Genomic DNA, 16,613 nt, shown 5'->3' on the forward strand with positions numbered 1-16,613 from the left:
TACTGGCTCAACGCTTGCGGTTCTGCTCGTAAAGCGGCATCACTTTTGGAATGGTCGACTGCAATGCCTGGGTCCGGCTGCTCGACGACGGGTGAGTGCTGAGAAATTCCGGCGGTGCGGAGCCGCCCGCGGCAGCCATCTTCTTCCACAGGCTGACCGCGGCATTCGGGTTGTAGCCGGCACGGGCGGCCAGTTCCAGGCCGATCAGGTCGGCCTCGTTCTCGTTGCTGCGGCTGTTGGGCAGGGTCATCAGGTACTGCACACCCACATTGGCCAGCTGCAAGCTGCCGTCCCCGACGCCCATAGCCGAACCGATCTGCGTCGCCATCTGCACGCCGTAAGCCTTGGACATCGCCTCACGGCCGTGCTCGCGCAGTGCATGGGCGATCTCATGGCCCATGACTGCGGCGATTTCATCGTCGGTCAGATCGAGTTTCTCGATCAAACCGGTATAGAAGATGATCTTCCCACCCGGCCCGCAGTTGGCGTTGAGCTCGGGGCTGTCGATGACGTTGACCTCCCAGTTCCACTGCGCGGCATCGGGCCTGAAGGCCCGCACTTCCGCGATAAGCCGCTGCGCAATGGTATTGACGCGCTTGGTGATCGCACTGTTCTTTTCCAAGACGCCCTTTTGCGACGCTTCGCTCAAGGTTTGCTGATAGGACTGGGCATACATCTGGTTGACCTGATCGGTCGACAGCATGCTGAACATGTACTGCTTGCGATCGACGCCAACGGCGCCACCGCTGGTGGTATTGACGGCCTGGCAGCCGACGAGCAGCGCCGCTGCGAGGCAAACGGGGGCTGAGTGCAACCTGAGCATGTCGCGTCTCCATGGGAATCTGCGCCGTATGCTAGAGCGACGCCCGACGCCCGGCAACCGCAGCTGCCGATAACCCGCTGACCCAAACGGTGACGCCACGCACATCAGTTCGCTGGGGTCAGGCACTCCGGCGCATCCAGTTTCGGATCGTTGACCAGAGTCGCCAGGGGCCGTTCGCGCAACGGCATCTGAGGAGCGCTGAACAGCTGTTGCAACGTATCGATGGGCGTCTCGGGATCGAGCCAGGCGGCCAGGCTCGCCTCATCCAGCAGCAGCGGACGGCGCTGGTTGGCCGCCGGCAGGGTAACGACCGCAGTACTCAGGTAGGTATGGCCCTGGACCGGATAGGCTTCCCAGACGGCCGCGAAATACATCAGCGATCCTTCAGCGGTCATCCAATAAGGGCGCTTGCGCGCCGTACCGCGCCATTCGTAAAAACCATTCGCCGGCAACGCACCCCGTCGCTGGCGAAAGGCCTCGCGAAACAGGGGCTGCTCGGCAAGCGTTTCGGCACGCGCCTGCGCGGGCGTTCGCGAGAAGTCGGTCATCCAGGCCGGCGTCAGTCCCCAGCGTGCGCGGGCCAGGCTCAGGTCGCCTTTTTCCTGGCGCAGCAACAAAACGGAAGCACCCGGCGCCAGGCTCCAGTGCGGCGTCAGGTCCGCAGGACAGCCAGGCAAGGCGGCGAAAGCTGGACTCCAGCGAAACAGGGCAAAGCGGCCGCACATGGGCAGGACTCGTCATCAAGTCGAGCGGGACAGCGCCCCGTCGACAACTAGCAGATCAACTCGCCCGGATAGCTTTCGGGTTCGTCACCGGGCAGCGGTTCGGCGCCATTGTACTCGGCGATCAGGTGCCGCGCCCGCTCGGCCTCCTCGTCAGCCGCCATCAGCGCCAACAACCCCGTCGCCGGAAGCTCTCCCATCGCGCCGATGAGGTGGCTGCCGGCGAGAAAGACGTCGATACCCTCAGCTGCCAGCATGCCGCTGAGCATCTGCGCCTCCAGCAAATCCCGCGGCTCATAGATGCGCTGCATCACTCGTCCTCCCTGAACACCTCGAGATGCCAGTCGTTGCCATCGGTCCGCAGGTCGAAGACGATGGGCCTGCAACACACCGCGCAGTCTTCGATGTAATGCTGGTCGCCACCGCTCAGGTCGAGCACGGCCTCGACGCCTTCGCCGCAATAGGGGCATTGGTAGTTCTGTGTCTCGAGCATCAGCGTCTCCTGCCTGAGTTGCCGCTATAATCGCCGTCCTGCCTCAAGTCCCTTGGGGCTATCCAGTCGTTTCCTTTCAGAGAGCATGATGGACGAATTCGAAGCCATCCGACCCTATGCCGACGCCGAAGTCCCTGCCGTGATGGCGCGACTGTTCGCCGACCGGGAGTTCCTCGACATTCTGGCCCACTTTCGCTTCCCGCGGCTGGCCGGCCCCATGGGCTGGGCCCTCAAACCGCTTATAGCGCAACGGCTGCGGCGCGAATTCGCCGGTATCGATTCGGTGGACACGCTGCAAGCACGCATCGAGATGTACCTGGATCGCACCATCGAGCGTGCTACCGACGGCGTGACTTACTCGGGGGTCGAAAAACTCAAGCCTGGCTGCGCCTATCTGTTCCTGGCCAATCATCGCGATATCGTCATGGACCCGGCCTTCGTGAACTATGCCGTGTTCCAGGCACGCATGCGCACACCGCGCATCGCCATTGGTGACAACCTGCTCCAGCGGCCTTTCGTCAGCGACCTGATGCGTCTGAACAAGAGCTTCATCGTCCGCCGGTCGATCACCGCCCGACGTGAAAAACTCGCGGCTTACCAGGTGCTATCGGCCTACATCAACCACTCGATCCGCAACGACGGCGAGTCCATCTGGATCGCTCAGGCCGAGGGGCGCGCCAAGGATGGCGATGATCGCACCGATTCGGCGATCCTCAAGATGCTGCATATGAGCCGCAAGGAGGAGCCGTTCTCCGAGGCTCTATCGGCCCTGCGCCCGACCCCGGTCTCGATTAGCTACGAGTACGACCCCTGCGATCAGGCCAAGGCGCGCGAGCTCTACATCCGCGCTACCACCGGAGGCTACACCAAAGCCGCAGGCGAGGATGACACCAGCATCGCGCTCGGCATCACTGGCTACAAGGGCCGTGTGCATGTCAGTTTCGGTACGCCTATCACTGATGTACCGGACGATCCCAAACAGCTGGCGGCCGATATCGACCGCCAGATTCTGTGCGACTACCGGCTGTTCCCGGTCAACTACCTGGCGTATCAGCTCTGGGACGGTCGCGATCCCGACCTGCCGGTGCCGGCTGTAGGTGACCTGTTTGGCGCGGCGGAAATCGCCCGAGCCGAGGCCGAGTGGGGCAGGCGCCTCGCGGCCTGCCCAAGCGTGCAGCAACCCTACCTCATCCAGCAGTACGCCACGCCAGTGCGCAACCAGCACCGCATCAAGGCAGGCCTCAGCCTCTGACGCCTGGTCCCGGCGGGTCGGCTAGACCAGCCGGGTCGCCGTGGACAATAGCCATGCCAGGCCAAGGCTGGCAAAGCCGAAGGCATAGAAGAAGCGGTCCACTCGCCCGGTCCCTAGCCGCTGAGGGTCGGTCGAGGTCTCGACGCGGCTCTCCGCCAGGTGCAGCCGCGCGCCGGACAACTGTCGCCGCCAGCGAGTGGCCACGAGCAGCCAGCTCCCGGCCAGGGCAATGAGCAAGGCCATCGAGTTGAGCAGCCAGGCAAGGCTCGCTAACCCGGACATGTCGATCTGCAGTGACAACCGAACCTCCACCGCACAAAACGGGTATTCAGGCCCCGGCGGTGCCAGGGCGGCGCGAGAGTCTACCGGAGCCCGGCAGCAGCCGGCTTTTTTCCCGACCAAACACCCATGACGCCCGAGCTGGCAATTTGTCGGGTATTTACGCCGTTTATGCCTGTAGGTCGCCTGGCTGCGATTGACATATATTCGGTTCCGGCTCCACCCTCGATTTGCCCGAAATAGCCGAAATAGAGCATGCGCCTGACTCAATGCCAGGCGGGACTGCCACGATCGGGCACGGCCTCGCCATCTTAAATGATGATGCAGCGCCGGCGAGACACAGCTCCGCACACCGCAGGCATGCATTCGCGCATGAGCGGCACCGCACAAACAGGACAGAACAATGAACAAGAATTTCGTGAAGACGGGGGCTCTCTCACTCTCCCTGCTGGCCAGCGCACTGCTGGCAAGTCCAGCCATGGCGGCCGTTCCCGAGGCCGATGCCGCGAAGCTCGGCAAGAGCTTGACGCCCATCGGGGCAGAAATGGCGGGAAACGCGGCGGGCACCATCCCTGCCTGGACCGGCGGGCTTGCGAGCGACGCCGCGCCGGTCACGGCCGACGGGTTCGTCAGCGACCCCTACCCGGACGACAAGCCGAAGTTCACCATCACGGCGCAGAACTACGAGCAATACAAAGACAACCTGAGCCCCGGCCAGATCGCCATGCTCAAGCGCTACCCCGACACCTATCGTCTCCCGGTGTATGAAACACGCCGCAGCGCTGCAATGCCGCAGCGCATCTACGATGCTGCGGCGAAGAACGCCACCCAGGCCCAACTGGTACGCGGCGGCAACGGGCTGGAAAACTTCGATACCGCCGTCGCCTTCCCGATACCCAAGGACGGGCTGGAAGTCGTCTGGAACCACATCACTCGCTACCGTGGCGGTTCGGCGCGCCGCACCGTTGCCCAGGCAACCCCGCAGGTAAACGGCAGCTACAGTCTGGTGAAATTCGTCGACGAGGTGGTCTATACGGACACCCTGACCGACTACAACCCGGAAAAGCACGGCAACGTGCTCTTCTACTTCAAGCAGCAGGTCACTGAACCCTCCCGCCTGGCCGGTAACGTATTGCTCGTGCACGAGACGCTCGACCAGGTTAAGGAGCCGCGCATGGCGTGGATCTACAACGCTGGTCAACGCCGCGTGCGCCGCGCCCCGCAGGTCGCCTACGATGGCCCTGGCACTGCGTCCGACGGCCTGCGCACCTCGGATAACCTGGACATGTTCAACGGCGCGCCGGACCGCTACGAGTGGAAGCTGGTCGGTAAGAAGGAAATGTACATCCCTTACAACGCCTACCGACTCGACTCGCCGCAGCTCAAGTACAGCGACATCATCCAGCCCGGGCACATCAACCAGGACCTGACCCGCTACGAGTTGCATCGCGTGTGGGAAGTCGAGGCGACCTTGAAGCCAGGCGAGCGCCACATCTACGCCAAGCGCCACTTCTTCATCGACGAAGACACATGGCAAGCTGCGGTCATCGACCACTACGACGGCCGTAATACCCTCTGGCGGGTTGCCGAGGCACATGCCGAGTACATCTACAACGCCCAGGTCCCGCTGTATGCCATGGAAACGCTGTACGACCTGGTGTCCGGCCGCTACCTGGTGATGGGCATGAAGAACGAGGAAAAGAACCCCTACACCTACAACTACAAGGCCAACTCGAACCAGTACACACCAGCGGCGCTGCGCAATTCCGGCGTGCGCTGATCACCCAGGTCTAGGCCTGAAACAAAAACGCCCCGATTCGAGTCGGGGCGTTTGCGTTGGCGGGTTAGGCCGGTTACTGCGACAGCACCTGGCCGATGTTCTGATCGCGGAACACACGGGTCAGCGCATCGCTCAGCACGTCGGTCACGAGTTTGGTATTGGTCTGCTCGTTGGGCGCCATGCCGAAGCGCTGGTCAAGCGAAGCGCCGTAGCGACCGGTATAACGTCGCCCGCCGTTTTGTACCTCGACCCGGAAGGTCGCGCCGATCTTCGCCTCTGTCACGTACAGCCCTTCTTTTGGCGACTGGTATTTCAGCTCCGCCAACGTCAGCGTCAGCTGGGGCGCGTTGTAGGCGTTAGGTGAGGGCGTGAAGCCCAGCAGGCGCACCGCAGCTTCGGCTTGGGCCTGCAGCTTGGGCACCACGCGCTCCTTAGGCACGATCACCGCGCTGGTTTCTGGGTACAACCCGCCCCGGGTTCCCAAAGTGGCTGACGCGCGGCCATCGACAACGCGCACCACGACGGGCTGCCCCTGCCCCACCGGGCTGATGCTTTCGGTGATCTTCGGGTTGGGATCGAGCTGTTGCGGGCTATGAGCGCAGCCCGTGAGCGCCACAGCGGACACGACGAACAGACTGAACAACAGGCGTGGCAGCATGCTGTCTTTCTCCAAGTAAGGGTGGTCAGTGGCGCGCAGTATACCCAGCGTCGCCGCAGGCCAACAGTGACCGCCGCCCCGGCCAGCGGAGGCGCCTTCATCGAACAGTCATACAACTCTGCGATAACCCAGCGGCCTCACAGGAGCCGCCATGTTCAGACTGCCACGCCTGTTCCACCGCCCACGCATCGCCATTTCGCACTACTCGATAATGCCAGCCGCTGCTGCATGCTACTGACCGCAGCGGAGCCACCAGTGGGCCCACGCTGGGTGGAAATCGCCGAGCCTCGACTGGCACTGATAGGTCGAAGGGTACCAGGCCTCACGGCCCAGACATGAAAAAGCCGCCGGCTCCCAAGGGGGCGGCGGCTCGGTGTACACCGGTTCGGGTTACTCGGCCAGGCCCAGTCGCTTGTCGACCATCGCGACCACTTCCCGGTACGCCGTCGCATCGGACTGCAGCACCTTCTCACGCGCCGGGAACATTTCGCAGAGTTTGTTGCTCCAGGCCTCGCTGCGGGCCTGCTCGGGGAAGCAGCGCTCGATCAGGTCGAGCATGATCGATACGGTCACAGACGCACCGGGCGAGGCGCCCAGCAATGCCGCAATGGAACCGTCCTTTGCCGACACCAGCTCGGTGCCGAACTGCAAGATTCCGCCCTTCTTCGGATCCTTTTTGATGATCTGGACGCGCTGACCTGCGATCTCCAGGCGCCAGTCCTCGGCCTTGGCCTCGGGGTAGAAGCCACGCAAGGTTTCCAGGCGATCCTCCATGGACTGGCGCACTTCCTTGATCAGGTAGCGAGTCAGGTCCATGTTGTCGCGCGCAACCGCCAGCATCGGCTTGAGGTTGCCGGGGCGGATGGACATCGGCAGGTCGAGTGGAGAGCCGTGCTTGAGGAACTTGGTGGTAAAGCCGGCATAGGGCCCGAAGAGCAGCGACTTCTTGCCATCGACCACGCGCGTGTCGAGGTGGGGAACCGACATCGGCGGGGCACCGACGGCCGCCAGGCTGTAAACCTTGGCCTGGTGCTGCTTGACGATCTCCGGATTGTCGCAGCGCAGCCACTGGCCGCTGACCGGGAAACCGCCGTAGCCCTTGCCTTCCTCGATGTCGGACATTTGCAGCAGCGGCAACGCCGCCCCGCCCGCGCCGAGGAAGACGAAACCGGCATGGATGTCACGGTTGCTACCGTCACGGGTGTTCTTGATCTGTACGCGCCAGCCCTTGCCCTCGCGGCCGAGCCCGGTGACCTTCTGGAAATACGACATCTTCACGCCCGGCTTGCTTGCCAGGTACGCGAGCATCTGCCGGGTCAATTCACCGAAATTGACGTCCGTGCCGTTCATTGCGCGGGTGGCGGCGATCGGCTCGTCCACCGGACGGCCCGGCATCATCAGCGGCATCCACGCTTCCATCGTCGCCCGGTCTTCGGTGTAGACCATGTTTTCGAAGGCGTGATGAGTCTTCAGTGCGTCGAAGCGGCGCTTGAGGTAGTCGATGTTCTTGGTACCGCGCACGAAGCTCAGGTGCGGCACGGGATTGAGATAGTCGCGCGGGTTACCGAAGCCCTCACGGCCCGCAAGATAGGCCCAGAATTGCTTCGATACTTCGAACTGAGTGTTGATGGTGACAGCCTTCTTGATGTCGATGGTGCCGTCTTTGCTGTCTGGCGTGTAGTTCAGCTCGCAGAGCCCGGCGTGGCCGGTACCGGCGTTGTTCCAGGGGTTCGAGCTTTCGACGGCTCCAGACTCCTGCAACTCGACGATTTCCAGCTTGATGTCGGGATCGAGCTCCTTGAGCAGGACCGCCAGTGTCGCACTCATGATGCCGGCTCCCACCAGCACCATATCCACGGCTTCGCTATCGTGTTGCGTCATCAACGCGTTCTCCAGAATCACAGCATTAAACTGTCATGACCGCAGTACGCGATCATGTAGAACCACCAGCCAAGCGACTGGAAGCGGAGGGCCCACCAGATCGCTGCCCGGGCTTGTGCCCGGAGACGGGCACGCCCGTCCGCTGTCGGGAGCGAGGCTTTTGGCCGTCTCCCTTTCGCTGCGGAGCCTCCCGGAGCGGCAATGGCCAGAGCTCGACGGGCTACTCGCAGCGATTGAATCGATAATGGCCGCCAGCCGCTCAGCCAAGGTCTAGCGTGTCGCAAGGCATCGGCTGCAGCGCAGCCAGGCCTGGATCAGCCGCGGGCGGCCTGGATCAGCTCGATGTAGGGCTCGGCCTGGCGCTGGTCCGCGATCAGTGCGACGAAATCCTGCCCGTTGGCATCCTTCGCGTTCAGGTCATAGCCGGCTTCGACGAAAAAGCCCAGAAAGCGTTCGAAATCGTCGACTCGCAAGCCACGGTACGCCTTGATCAGCTTATGCAGCGAAGGCGGCGTATCGTCAGCAGGCTCAGGCTCGAGAAACAACTTGATCGACTCGTCGGAGATCTCTTCACCGATCACCTGCTTCTTGTCTTTACGCATGCCTACTCCAGTCGACGAGTCTTACGGGGGCGGCAGTTTACTCCGCGGCAACCCTGCACTCAACGCGCCAGGGCCGCTTGCGACCAAGGTCGTACATGAGAATGGCGGATATGCCGGCAATGTCTGGAACGAACCCGGACGGGGCATACACCCGACCCTATACTGGCCTTTTCGCCGCAACGGAGTGCCTGGCATGAAACCTTTCCCCTTGTTTGCCGCCTGGCGCCTGGCCGTGCTCTCGGGTTATGACAGTCGGGCGCTGCGCGGGGACATCGCGGCGGGGCTGACGGTGGGGGTTATCGCTATCCCGCTGGCCATGGCGCTGGCGATCGCCGTGGGCGTCGCGCCGCAACACGGGCTCTATACCGTGCTGGTCGCTGCTCCGCTGATCGCATTGACCGGCGGTTCGCGCTTCAACGTGTCCGGCCCCACCGCGGCCTTCGTGGTCATCCTGCTCCCGATCACGCAGGCGTTCGGCCTTGGCGGCCTGCTGCTCTGCACCATGCTGGCCGGTCTCATCCTGATCACCTTTGGCCTGCTGCGCGCAGGTCGCCTGATCGCCTACGTGCCCTACCCGGTCACCCTGGGGTTCACAGCCGGCATTGGGATCGTCATTGCGACCCTGCAGGTTAAGGACCTGCTCGGCCTATCGCTCGAGGCCAGCCCGCAGCATTACCTTGATCAGCTGCGCCTGCTGGCCCAGGCGCTGCCAAGCGTACAGCCGGGCGACGGCCTGGTTGCCGCGGCGTGCCTCGCGGTGCTGATCGTCTGGCCGCGCCTGGTGCCGAAGGTTCCAGGGCATCTGGTTGCGCTCACTGCGGGCGCATTGGCCGGACTGGCACTCGAAGCGCTGGGCCTGCCGGTCGCCACCCTGGGCGAGCGGTTCAGCTACAGCCTCGACGGTGCGACCCATCCTGGTATTCCACCTCTGCTACCGACATTTGACTGGCCCTGGCGGCTGCCTGGCCCAGACGGCGAGCCCCTGGTGCTGAGCTTCGAGCTGCTTCGCCAACTGCTGGCCCCGGCCTTTGCCATTGCCATGCTGGGCGCAATCGAATCGCTGCTTTGCGCCGTGGTCGCCGATGGCATGACCGGCAGCGACCACGACCCCAATGCCGAACTGCTCGGGCAGGGCATAGGCAACCTCGTCGCGCCCCTGTTTGGTGGCATCACAGCGACCGCAGCCATTGCCCGCACTGCTGCCAACGTACGGGCCGGTGCATTTTCACCCCTGGCGGCCATCACCCATGCGGTGGTCGTACTGGTGGCGATCCTCTGGCTCGCGCCGCTGTTCAGCTATCTGCCAATGGCGGCACTCGCGGCGCTGCTGCTGCTGGTGGCGTGGAACATGAGCGAGGCACCGCATGTCATGAGAACGCTGCGCATCGCGCCGCGCGGCGACGTGCTCGTCCTGCTGACCTGCTTGGTGCTGACCGTGCTGTTCGACATGGTCCTCGCAGTGGGCGTCGGCCTGCTGCTCGCGGCAGGGCTGTTCATCAAGCGCATGAGCGAACTCACCGGCACCACCAGCCTGCGCCACGGTCGCACGGACGGCTTCTCAGACCTGCCGGCGCACGTCGCCGCCTATGCAATCCGCGGCCCCCTGTTCTTTGGCGCGGTAGACAAAGCCCTCGGAGCGCTGCGCCGTTTCAACCCGGGCATCCGCGTGGTCATCGTCGACATCCGTGAGGTCCCGCTGATGGACATGACCGCCCTCGCCGCGCTCGAGGATTTGCTACTCGATTATCGCAGGCACGGCATCGCGCTGATTCTCTGTGGCACCAGCGCGTCGGTGCGGCTCAAGCTGCGCCGGGCTGGCATTCATCGCCAGCCCGGCCAGCTTCACTACGTGCGTGACCGCGAACAGGCCCGTGCTAAGGCGCTCGACCTGATAACCGCCGCGTCACCGCAGGCCTGACGGGTGTGGGTCAACCCGCGTGCTTTTGCAGGTTGGCCATCATTTCCTTGAGCGCCTCGAGGTTGTCGGCCGGATGCGCCGCGTTGTCGAAGTTACAGATCTGCTGCCAATTGGCGGCCACGTCTTCGACATCGAAGCCGGCCTTGGGATCGAAGCCGACCCCCAGGCTGCGCTCCCAGCGCACCTTGCCCATCCAGCCACCGCCCACTTCGAACAGTCCGGAAGTTTCCTGACATTGCTCGCTCCCCAGGAACACCACCAGCGGGCTCACCAGCTCGGGCTTGAGCTGTTCGAAGACCTGCGGCGGGATCAGCCCCTCGGTCATGCGCGTGCCGCCGGTGGGCGCGATGGCATTGACCAGGATGTTGTTCTTGCGCCCTTCGAGGGCCAGGGTGCGGGTCAGGCCGTAAAGCCCCAGCTTGGCCATGCCATAGTTGGACTGGCCGAAGTTGCCGTAGATGCCGGACGTCGACGCGGTGAAGATCACCCGGCCATAGCCCTGCTCGCGCATGTGCGGCCAGGCGGCGCGGGTCACCTTGTAGGCGCCCTCGACGTGCACGCGGTAGACCAGGTCCCAATCCGCGTCCTCCATCTTGTGAAAGGTCTTGTCGCGCAGGATGCCGGCGTTGTTCACCACGACGTCGATACGGCCGAAGCTGTCCAGCGCCTGCTGGACGATCCGGTCGCCCTCGGTCACCGAGTCATGGTTGGCTACCGCCGTTCCCCCGGCTTGCTGGATTTCAGCGACGACCCGGTCGGCGGCCGATGCACTGGCGCCTTCGCCTTGGGCACTGCCGCCCAGATCATTGACCACCACGCGCGCGCCATGGCGGGCGAATAGCAAGGCATGCGCACGGCCCAGTCCACCCCCAGCACCGGTCACAATGACCACCTTGTCTTCGAAGCGAATGGATTCGTTCATCGCGTTTCCTCCTGCGGCTGTTCTGTTGTCATGTGACGACTGGAGTGTCGGTGACGCCGCCGGGCCCGGCAATCAAAGCGCTGCGAATGAATGGGCATGCATAAAGGGCTGGGATGACGCAGCGCAACGCTGTTCATTCTTTGATCGTACGCTGCAAGCCCGCAGCGCATTAGGCTTCCCGCAAAGTGCCCCCACGTTATCCACAGAGCGTCCCACAGATATCCTTAACAACTCATGGGTAGGGTAGCGAGCGCCATAACCAAACGCATCATCGGTAATTTATCTTTTCGGACAGCGAGTTATGGCATCGGCCCAGCGCTTGATCAGTTTCTGAACAGAACTGTCGAGGCCACGTCGCTCGCCGCTTCGGCAGAAAAATAAATAGGTTATCCACTGAGCGCTCCACAACGAGAGGGGATAACTCATCGGGGCGCCCCTATGGCCGCGATTCGAAAAACTAACGGGCCATCGTTGTCAGTAGCGCCTAGGCTGCAAACGTCGAACCAGAGGAGCCATGCCATGCTCAGCCTTGATTTCATTCAGAAGCTCTTCGCCAATTACGCCTCGGGCACCAGTGGAGGTTGCCTTAGCGACCGCTGAGGCTTGGTGAAGCCAGCGAACAGGCGCTACGCTGCCCGCCTCTCATTGACGGAGCAGACCATGACCATGCGTTCGATTTGCGTATTTTGCGGCGCCAGCACGGGCCACGACCCGGCGTATAAAGAAGCGGCCATAGCGCTGGGCCAGGCGCTGGCCAGGCAGGGCATAACCTTGGTGTACGGTGGCGGAGCGGTTGGCCTGATGGGCGTGGTTGCCGACGCGGCGTTAGCAGCCGGCGGCGAGGTCATCGGGATCATTCCGCAGAGTTTGAAAAATGCGGAAGTCGGCCATACCGGACTGACCCGACTGGAAGTCGTGGACGGCATGCATGCACGCAAGGCTCGCATGGCGGAATTGGCGGACGCTTTCATTGCGCTGCCGGGCGGGCTTGGAACTCTGGAAGAGCTATTCGAAGTCTGGACCTGGGGGCAGCTTGGCTACCACCGTAAACCGCTCGGCCTGCTGGACATCAAGCACTTCTACAGCAAGCTCAGCCACTTTCTGGACCATCTGGTGGAACAAGGCTTCGTCAAAGCGCCGCATCGCGACATGCTACAGCGCAGCGACTCTCCACAAACCCTCCTAGCCATGCTCGAACACTGGGCGCCCACCGCCGATGTACGTTGGCAAGAACGCACCGTTAGCTAAGCAATCGTGAGCTGATCAAAAAACGAACACTGTATGGTGAGCCACGGCCGGTGCCCGCTGCAGCGGGTTTTCCTCGCGTTATCCACAGCGGCACCCACAGCAACCGTGGATAAGATCCGCCTGACGATATTTCGCCAAAAAGGAAACGTGGAAAACGGTTTTTCAGAGAGCCAAAGCAGCGTTGGAGCCTTACCTCCCGGGCTGGTCAAATGTTGATCATATCGCGCAACGTCAAGAACAGCGCGGCGTTGCCGTTTCAACCCCAAGGTTATCCACAATGCCTTGCACAGTAATCATGGATAACTATTGGCCGGCTTCAGAATGCCTAGGCTGGCACACGATGTCGGCGAACTCTCCGACAACGCCCCGCTCCAACCCGTTACAGCCACCTCCAGAAGAGTCGTACATGCGTCAACGTCACAATCGCCTGAATGCGTGCCCCTCGCTACGAGCGTACACGCCATGATGGTATTTCTCGGAATGGTGCTGGCTGCCTTCGTTTGTTTTGCCCTGGTGTTTTTCATCAAGCAGCGGCAGTACAACCACCCCGCGCTGCGCATGCCGTACCAGTTGCATACCCCACTGTTCGCGCCTGAAGAACGTGCCTTGCTGACTCTACTCGAGCAGGCTGTAGGCGAGCAGTACCGTGTGTTCGCCAAGGTTCGTCTGGCCGATGTGGTCGACGTGACCGCCGTGCCCAGGCGTGCGCCCTGGTACCAAGCTCACAATCGGATCTCGGCGTCGCGTTTCGACTTTCTGCTGTGCGACCCGGCGTCGCTAGCACCCGTTTGCGCGATTGAAATGGAGGCCGGCACACCAGCCAATGCCTTTATGGATGAACTCTGCCAAACCATCGGCCTTCCGATGGTCCGCTTACCCGCGGAAACTGCTCGCAGCTATGACCGCGTCAAGGCCGCGATCGAACAGGCGGTCGCCGCCGGCACCACTACCCTGCCCCAGGCGTGATGCGCCCAAGCCATTAGTCCCAGTGATCGAACCGTCCTTCCCCGAGCCTGGCCACCGCGTGCTGCGACCGCTACCCTCAGCGGCCCTAACCCTTATCCCACCTGCCCACGTTCAGGTCTGAACGCACCATGCCGTTAAAATCGCGGATCACCGCCCTCGTCCAGATCGTCTCCCGCCTGATACAGCGCTACCCGGGCGTGGTGGCGCTCTTTGGTTTCTGCTCTGGTGTCGCCAGTTTCGTACTCGTCGAACGCCAGGCAGGGCTGGCCAAGGTGGTCGCAGCCGTCATGCTGCTCAGTTGGCTCTGGCTGATGCTCGAGCGCAATCTGCGCCGCGGCCTGGAGCGTAGGTTCGGCTGGAAGGTGCCTGCGCCGCTGTTGCGCTACGTCACGCAGATTGTTCATCAGGAAAGCCTGTTCTTCATCATTCCGTTCTTCTTCATCACCACCACCTGGAACAGCGGTCAGGCGGTGTTCACCATCCTGCTCGGGCTCGCCGCGCTGGTGTCGCTCGTCGACCCCCTCTACTACAAATGGCTTGCGCCGCGACGCTGGATTTACCTCGCGTTCCACGCACTGACGCTGTTCGCCGTGCTGCTCACGGCCCTCCCGATCATCTTTCATCTCTCCACGCCGCAGAGCTATGCCTGGTCGCTGGGCATCGCCGTGCTGCTGGCGCTGCCCAGCCTGGGCGGCCTGTTTCCAGCCTGGAACTGGCGCAGCGTGCTCGGTGTGCTGGTACTCGCCGGTGTGGTCGGCTTTGCCGGCTGGATGGGACGAACCTGGGTGCCGCCGGCAACGCTGTGGCTGACCGACGTGGCGATCAGCACTTCGCTCGATAACCGCTCGCGCAAACCGGGCGAGCGGCTGCGCTCGCTGAGCCTGGCACAGCTGCACGCCAATGGCCTCTATGCCTTTACCGCGATCAATGCGCCGCGCGGCCTGAAAGAGCGCATCTTCCACGAGTGGACCCACAATGGCCGTCAGGTCGACCGTATCTCATTGGAGATCAGTGGTGGTCGGGACGCCGGTTATCGGGCCTGGAGCCACAAGCGCAACTTCCCCCAGGCCGCCGCAGGCCGTTGGCGAGTACGCGTCGTGACCGAGGCCGGGCAGATGATCGGCATGCTGCGCTTCGAGGTGCATGAATGAACGCAGCGGTGGGTGACGACTCCAAAACGCTATGAGTGGCAGGCACAGTTCGCTGGAGGATCTATGGAATGGTGGGAAATGCTGTGCCGCGTTGTCGCCTCGGAGTTTTCTGACCTGCCGGACCTGGAGCATGCCGTGCGCGTATCGGTGCGCCTGCTCGTCGCGGCCTTTCTGGGGGGTGCCCTAGGCTACGAGCGCGAATATAAGGGTAAGGCCGCTGGCTTGCGCACCCATATGCTGGTCTCACTGGGCGCGGCACTTTTCGTATTGGTGCCGCTGGAAGCCGGCATGAAGGTCGAGGACTTGTCGCGGGTGATGCAGGGGATCATTACCGGCGTCGGCTTTCTCGGTGCAGGCACCATCCTGAAGGGCGACTCGCTGCAGGACGTCAAGGGCCTGACCACTGCTGCCGGTATCTGGCTGACCGCCGCTATTGGCGTCGCCGCCGGGCTGGGGCACGAAAGCACCGCTGTTCTTACTACAGTGTTCGCGTTGGCTATTCTGAGGTTGATGCCCCATCTGGAGAAGCACGTGGCACGCGTGTCGCCACGCAAGCGCCAGGGGGAAAACGACTGAACCGAGCAGGAGCTCCTGATGCGCATTTCTCTCGCCGTTACGGCCGCGCTTGGCCTGGTTCTGGCCGGCTGTGGCGACCGCGCTCGCCTGCCGGTCGATGCCGGCTACGGCCCGGACCCGACCTTGCCGGAACCGGTCACCTCGCTGCTACCGACGGTGAATATCGCTACAGCGACTGGCTGGCCAGAGGGCACGACGCCCGTCGCGGCAGATGGATTTCAGGTTCAGGCTTTTGCGCGTGATTTGGATCATCCGCGCTGGCTATATGTGCTGCCCAACGGCGATGTGCTGGTCGCCGAAAGCGCCGCACCGCCCAAAGAAGATAGCGGCGGGCTACGCGGCTGGATCGCCGGGAAAATCATGGCACGCGCCGGCTCCGGTAGCCCCAGTGCCAACCGCATTACCCTGTTTCGAGACACGGATGGCGACGGCTTGCCGGACGAACGTAGTCTTTTTCTCGACGGCCTCAATTCGCCGTTCGGGATGGCCCTGGTCGATGACGACTTGTATGTTGCCAACACGGATGCGTTGCTGCGCTTCCCTTACCGCGACGGCGCCACGCGCATCGAGGCCTCCGGCGAGAAGATCGTCGATCTGCCGGCCGGCCCGATCAACCACCACTGGACCAAGAACGTCATCGCCAGCCAGGACGGCGCGCACCTCTACGTCACCAGCGGGTCGAACAGCAACGTCGCGGAAAATGGCATGGACGCAGAGGAAAACCGCGCCGCAATTCTGGAAGTCGATCCTGAGCGCAAGACGCTGCAACGCTTCGCCTGGGGCCTTCGCAACCCCAACGGGCTGGCTTGGCAACCGGACAGCGGTGCGCTGTGGACGACGGTCAATGAGCGCGACGAGATCGGCAGTGACCTGGTGCCTGACTACATGACGTCCGTTCAGCGTGGCGGCTTCTATGGATGGCCTTACAGCTACTACGGTCAGCATCTGGATACGCGCGTCGAGCCGCAGCGGCCGGATCTTGTCGCCCAAGCACTTGTGCCCGACTACGCATTAGGTGCGCATACCGCATCGCTGGGCCTGGTTTTCTACGAGGGCGAACGATTCCCGACGCGCTATCGCCACGGCGCTTTCATCGGGCAACACGGCTCGTGGAACCGCAAGCCGCGCAGCGGCTACAAGGTGATCTTCGTTCCCTTCGAAAACGGCCAGCCGGCCGGTCAACCCGAGGACATCCTGACTGGATTCGTCGACGACAACGAGCAGGCCATGGGCCGGCCCGTGGGCGTCGCGGTGGACGCCATGGGTGCCCTGCTGGTCGCGGACGATGTGGGCGATGTGATCTGGCGGGTCACGCCACGCGACTGATCCGTGCCGGCCGCGG

At 63.0% G+C, this 16,613-nt stretch carries 17 protein-coding genes; 8 read left to right on the forward strand and 9 right to left on the reverse strand.

What is annotated here, in order from left to right; all coding sequences use genetic code 11:
* Window positions 1-7 precede the first annotated feature (7 nt).
* The 4 genes from KXR72_RS10460 to KXR72_RS10475 all read right to left on the reverse strand — a co-directional run bounded on the left by KXR72_RS10460 (window position 8) and on the right by KXR72_RS10475 (window position 2,038).
* Window positions 8-823 (reverse strand): M48 family metallopeptidase, encoded by an 816-nt coding sequence (locus tag KXR72_RS10460; RefSeq protein ID WP_437421044.1) that lies wholly within the window; start codon window positions 821-823, stop codon window positions 8-10.
* A gap of 104 nt (window positions 824-927) precedes the next feature.
* Window positions 928-1,548: an SOS response-associated peptidase gene (locus KXR72_RS10465; protein WP_437421045.1), complete on the reverse strand. Its 621-nt coding sequence runs from the start codon at window positions 1,546-1,548 to the stop codon at window positions 928-930.
* Between the two features lie 47 nt (window positions 1,549-1,595).
* Window positions 1,596-1,856 (reverse strand): putative signal transducing protein, encoded by a 261-nt coding sequence (locus KXR72_RS10470; RefSeq protein ID WP_437421046.1) that lies wholly within the window; start codon window positions 1,854-1,856, stop codon window positions 1,596-1,598.
* The gene (locus KXR72_RS10475; protein ID WP_437421047.1) at window positions 1,856-2,038 is read right to left on the reverse strand and encodes a CPXCG motif-containing cysteine-rich protein; all 183 of its coding nucleotides are present in this window, start codon (window positions 2,036-2,038) and stop codon (window positions 1,856-1,858) included. Before KXR72_RS10475 ends, KXR72_RS10470 begins: the two co-directional genes overlap by 1 nt.
* An 85-nt stretch (window positions 2,039-2,123) precedes the next feature.
* On the opposite strand from KXR72_RS10475, the gene KXR72_RS10480 reads away from it, so the two are divergent.
* On the forward strand, window positions 2,124-3,290 hold the full coding sequence (locus KXR72_RS10480; protein WP_437421048.1) for a 1-acyl-sn-glycerol-3-phosphate acyltransferase: 1,167 nt from the start codon (window positions 2,124-2,126) through the stop codon (window positions 3,288-3,290).
* Window positions 3,291-3,311: 21 nt separating this feature from the next.
* Here KXR72_RS10480 and KXR72_RS10485 read toward each other — a convergent pair whose 3' ends face one another.
* Complete coding sequence (locus KXR72_RS10485) at window positions 3,312-3,590, reverse strand: hypothetical protein (RefSeq protein ID WP_437421049.1); 279 nt, start codon at window positions 3,588-3,590, stop codon at window positions 3,312-3,314.
* 382 nt (window positions 3,591-3,972) lie between these two features.
* On the opposite strand from KXR72_RS10485, the gene KXR72_RS10490 reads away from it, so the two are divergent.
* Window positions 3,973-5,349: a DUF1329 domain-containing protein gene (locus tag KXR72_RS10490; protein WP_437421050.1), complete on the forward strand. Its 1,377-nt coding sequence runs from the start codon at window positions 3,973-3,975 to the stop codon at window positions 5,347-5,349.
* A 73-nt stretch (window positions 5,350-5,422) separates the two neighbouring features.
* Here KXR72_RS10490 and KXR72_RS10495 read toward each other — a convergent pair whose 3' ends face one another.
* The 3 genes from KXR72_RS10495 to KXR72_RS10505 all read right to left on the reverse strand — a co-directional run bounded on the left by KXR72_RS10495 (window position 5,423) and on the right by KXR72_RS10505 (window position 8,490).
* Complete coding sequence (locus tag KXR72_RS10495) at window positions 5,423-6,007, reverse strand: YajG family lipoprotein (RefSeq protein ID WP_437421051.1); 585 nt, start codon at window positions 6,005-6,007, stop codon at window positions 5,423-5,425.
* Between the two features lie 390 nt (window positions 6,008-6,397).
* Window positions 6,398-7,909, reverse strand: a complete 1,512-nt coding sequence (gene mqo / locus KXR72_RS10500) for a malate dehydrogenase (quinone) (protein WP_437421052.1) — start codon at window positions 7,907-7,909, stop codon at window positions 6,398-6,400.
* 293 nt (window positions 7,910-8,202) lie between these two features.
* Window positions 8,203-8,490: a PA4642 family protein gene (locus tag KXR72_RS10505; RefSeq protein ID WP_437421053.1), complete on the reverse strand. Its 288-nt coding sequence runs from the start codon at window positions 8,488-8,490 to the stop codon at window positions 8,203-8,205.
* Window positions 8,491-8,683: 193 nt separating this feature from the next.
* On the opposite strand from KXR72_RS10505, the gene dauA reads away from it, so the two are divergent.
* Entirely contained in the window at window positions 8,684-10,408 is a 1,725-nt protein-coding gene (gene dauA, locus KXR72_RS10510; protein ID WP_437421054.1) for a C4-dicarboxylic acid transporter DauA, read from the forward strand.
* A gap of 10 nt (window positions 10,409-10,418) precedes the next feature.
* On the opposite strand, the gene KXR72_RS10515 is transcribed toward dauA, so the two are convergent.
* Window positions 10,419-11,330 (reverse strand): SDR family oxidoreductase, encoded by a 912-nt coding sequence (locus tag KXR72_RS10515; RefSeq protein WP_437421055.1) that lies wholly within the window; start codon window positions 11,328-11,330, stop codon window positions 10,419-10,421.
* Between the two features lie 660 nt (window positions 11,331-11,990).
* Between KXR72_RS10515 and KXR72_RS10520 the strand changes: the two genes are divergently transcribed.
* The 5 genes from KXR72_RS10520 to KXR72_RS10540 all read left to right on the forward strand — a co-directional run bounded on the left by KXR72_RS10520 (window position 11,991) and on the right by KXR72_RS10540 (window position 16,597).
* Window positions 11,991-12,578, forward strand: coding sequence for a TIGR00730 family Rossman fold protein (locus KXR72_RS10520; protein WP_437421056.1), 588 nt, complete (start codon window positions 11,991-11,993; stop codon window positions 12,576-12,578).
* Window positions 12,579-13,040: 462 nt separating this feature from the next.
* Window positions 13,041-13,544 (forward strand): DUF2726 domain-containing protein, encoded by a 504-nt coding sequence (locus tag KXR72_RS10525; RefSeq protein WP_437421057.1) that lies wholly within the window; start codon window positions 13,041-13,043, stop codon window positions 13,542-13,544.
* Window positions 13,545-13,672: 128 nt separating this feature from the next.
* Window positions 13,673-14,695 (forward strand): DUF5924 family protein, encoded by a 1,023-nt coding sequence (locus KXR72_RS10530; protein WP_437421058.1) that lies wholly within the window; start codon window positions 13,673-13,675, stop codon window positions 14,693-14,695.
* A 63-nt stretch (window positions 14,696-14,758) separates the two neighbouring features.
* On the forward strand, window positions 14,759-15,271 hold the full coding sequence (locus KXR72_RS10535; protein WP_437421059.1) for an MgtC/SapB family protein: 513 nt from the start codon (window positions 14,759-14,761) through the stop codon (window positions 15,269-15,271).
* An 18-nt stretch (window positions 15,272-15,289) separates the two neighbouring features.
* Window positions 15,290-16,597 carry a PQQ-dependent sugar dehydrogenase gene (locus KXR72_RS10540; protein ID WP_437421060.1) on the forward strand — a complete coding sequence of 436 codons (1,308 nt, stop codon included), beginning with the start codon at window positions 15,290-15,292 and terminating at the stop codon, window positions 16,595-16,597.
* Window positions 16,598-16,613 lie beyond the last annotated feature (16 nt).

Origin of the sequence: Stutzerimonas chloritidismutans (genome assembly GCF_051486945.1) — a bacterium.
In the GTDB taxonomy this organism is placed as follows: Bacteria; Pseudomonadota; Gammaproteobacteria; order Pseudomonadales; family Pseudomonadaceae; genus Stutzerimonas; species Stutzerimonas chloritidismutans_B.

Coding starts and splice junctions, on each gene's coding strand:
- KXR72_RS10525 (WP_437421057.1), top strand. CDS start 13,041: ATGATGGTATTTCTCGGAATGGTGCTGGCTGCCTTCGTTTGTTTTGCC.
- KXR72_RS10520 (WP_437421056.1), top strand. CDS start 11,991: ATGACCATGCGTTCGATTTGCGTATTTTGCGGCGCCAGCACGGGCCAC.
- KXR72_RS10465 (WP_437421045.1), bottom strand. CDS start 1,548: ATGTGCGGCCGCTTTGCCCTGTTTCGCTGGAGTCCAGCTTTCGCCGCC.
- dauA (WP_437421054.1), top strand. CDS start 8,684: ATGAAACCTTTCCCCTTGTTTGCCGCCTGGCGCCTGGCCGTGCTCTCG.
- KXR72_RS10470 (WP_437421046.1), bottom strand. CDS start 1,856: ATGCAGCGCATCTATGAGCCGCGGGATTTGCTGGAGGCGCAGATGCTC.
- KXR72_RS10530 (WP_437421058.1), top strand. CDS start 13,673: ATGCCGTTAAAATCGCGGATCACCGCCCTCGTCCAGATCGTCTCCCGC.
- KXR72_RS10475 (WP_437421047.1), bottom strand. CDS start 2,038: ATGCTCGAGACACAGAACTACCAATGCCCCTATTGCGGCGAAGGCGTC.
- KXR72_RS10495 (WP_437421051.1), bottom strand. CDS start 6,007: ATGCTGCCACGCCTGTTGTTCAGTCTGTTCGTCGTGTCCGCTGTGGCG.
- KXR72_RS10535 (WP_437421059.1), top strand. CDS start 14,759: ATGGAATGGTGGGAAATGCTGTGCCGCGTTGTCGCCTCGGAGTTTTCT.
- KXR72_RS10515 (WP_437421055.1), bottom strand. CDS start 11,330: ATGAACGAATCCATTCGCTTCGAAGACAAGGTGGTCATTGTGACCGGT.
- KXR72_RS10490 (WP_437421050.1), top strand. CDS start 3,973: ATGAACAAGAATTTCGTGAAGACGGGGGCTCTCTCACTCTCCCTGCTG.
- KXR72_RS10540 (WP_437421060.1), top strand. CDS start 15,290: ATGCGCATTTCTCTCGCCGTTACGGCCGCGCTTGGCCTGGTTCTGGCC.
- KXR72_RS10505 (WP_437421053.1), bottom strand. CDS start 8,490: ATGCGTAAAGACAAGAAGCAGGTGATCGGTGAAGAGATCTCCGACGAG.
- KXR72_RS10480 (WP_437421048.1), top strand. CDS start 2,124: ATGATGGACGAATTCGAAGCCATCCGACCCTATGCCGACGCCGAAGTC.
- KXR72_RS10460 (WP_437421044.1), bottom strand. CDS start 823: ATGCTCAGGTTGCACTCAGCCCCCGTTTGCCTCGCAGCGGCGCTGCTC.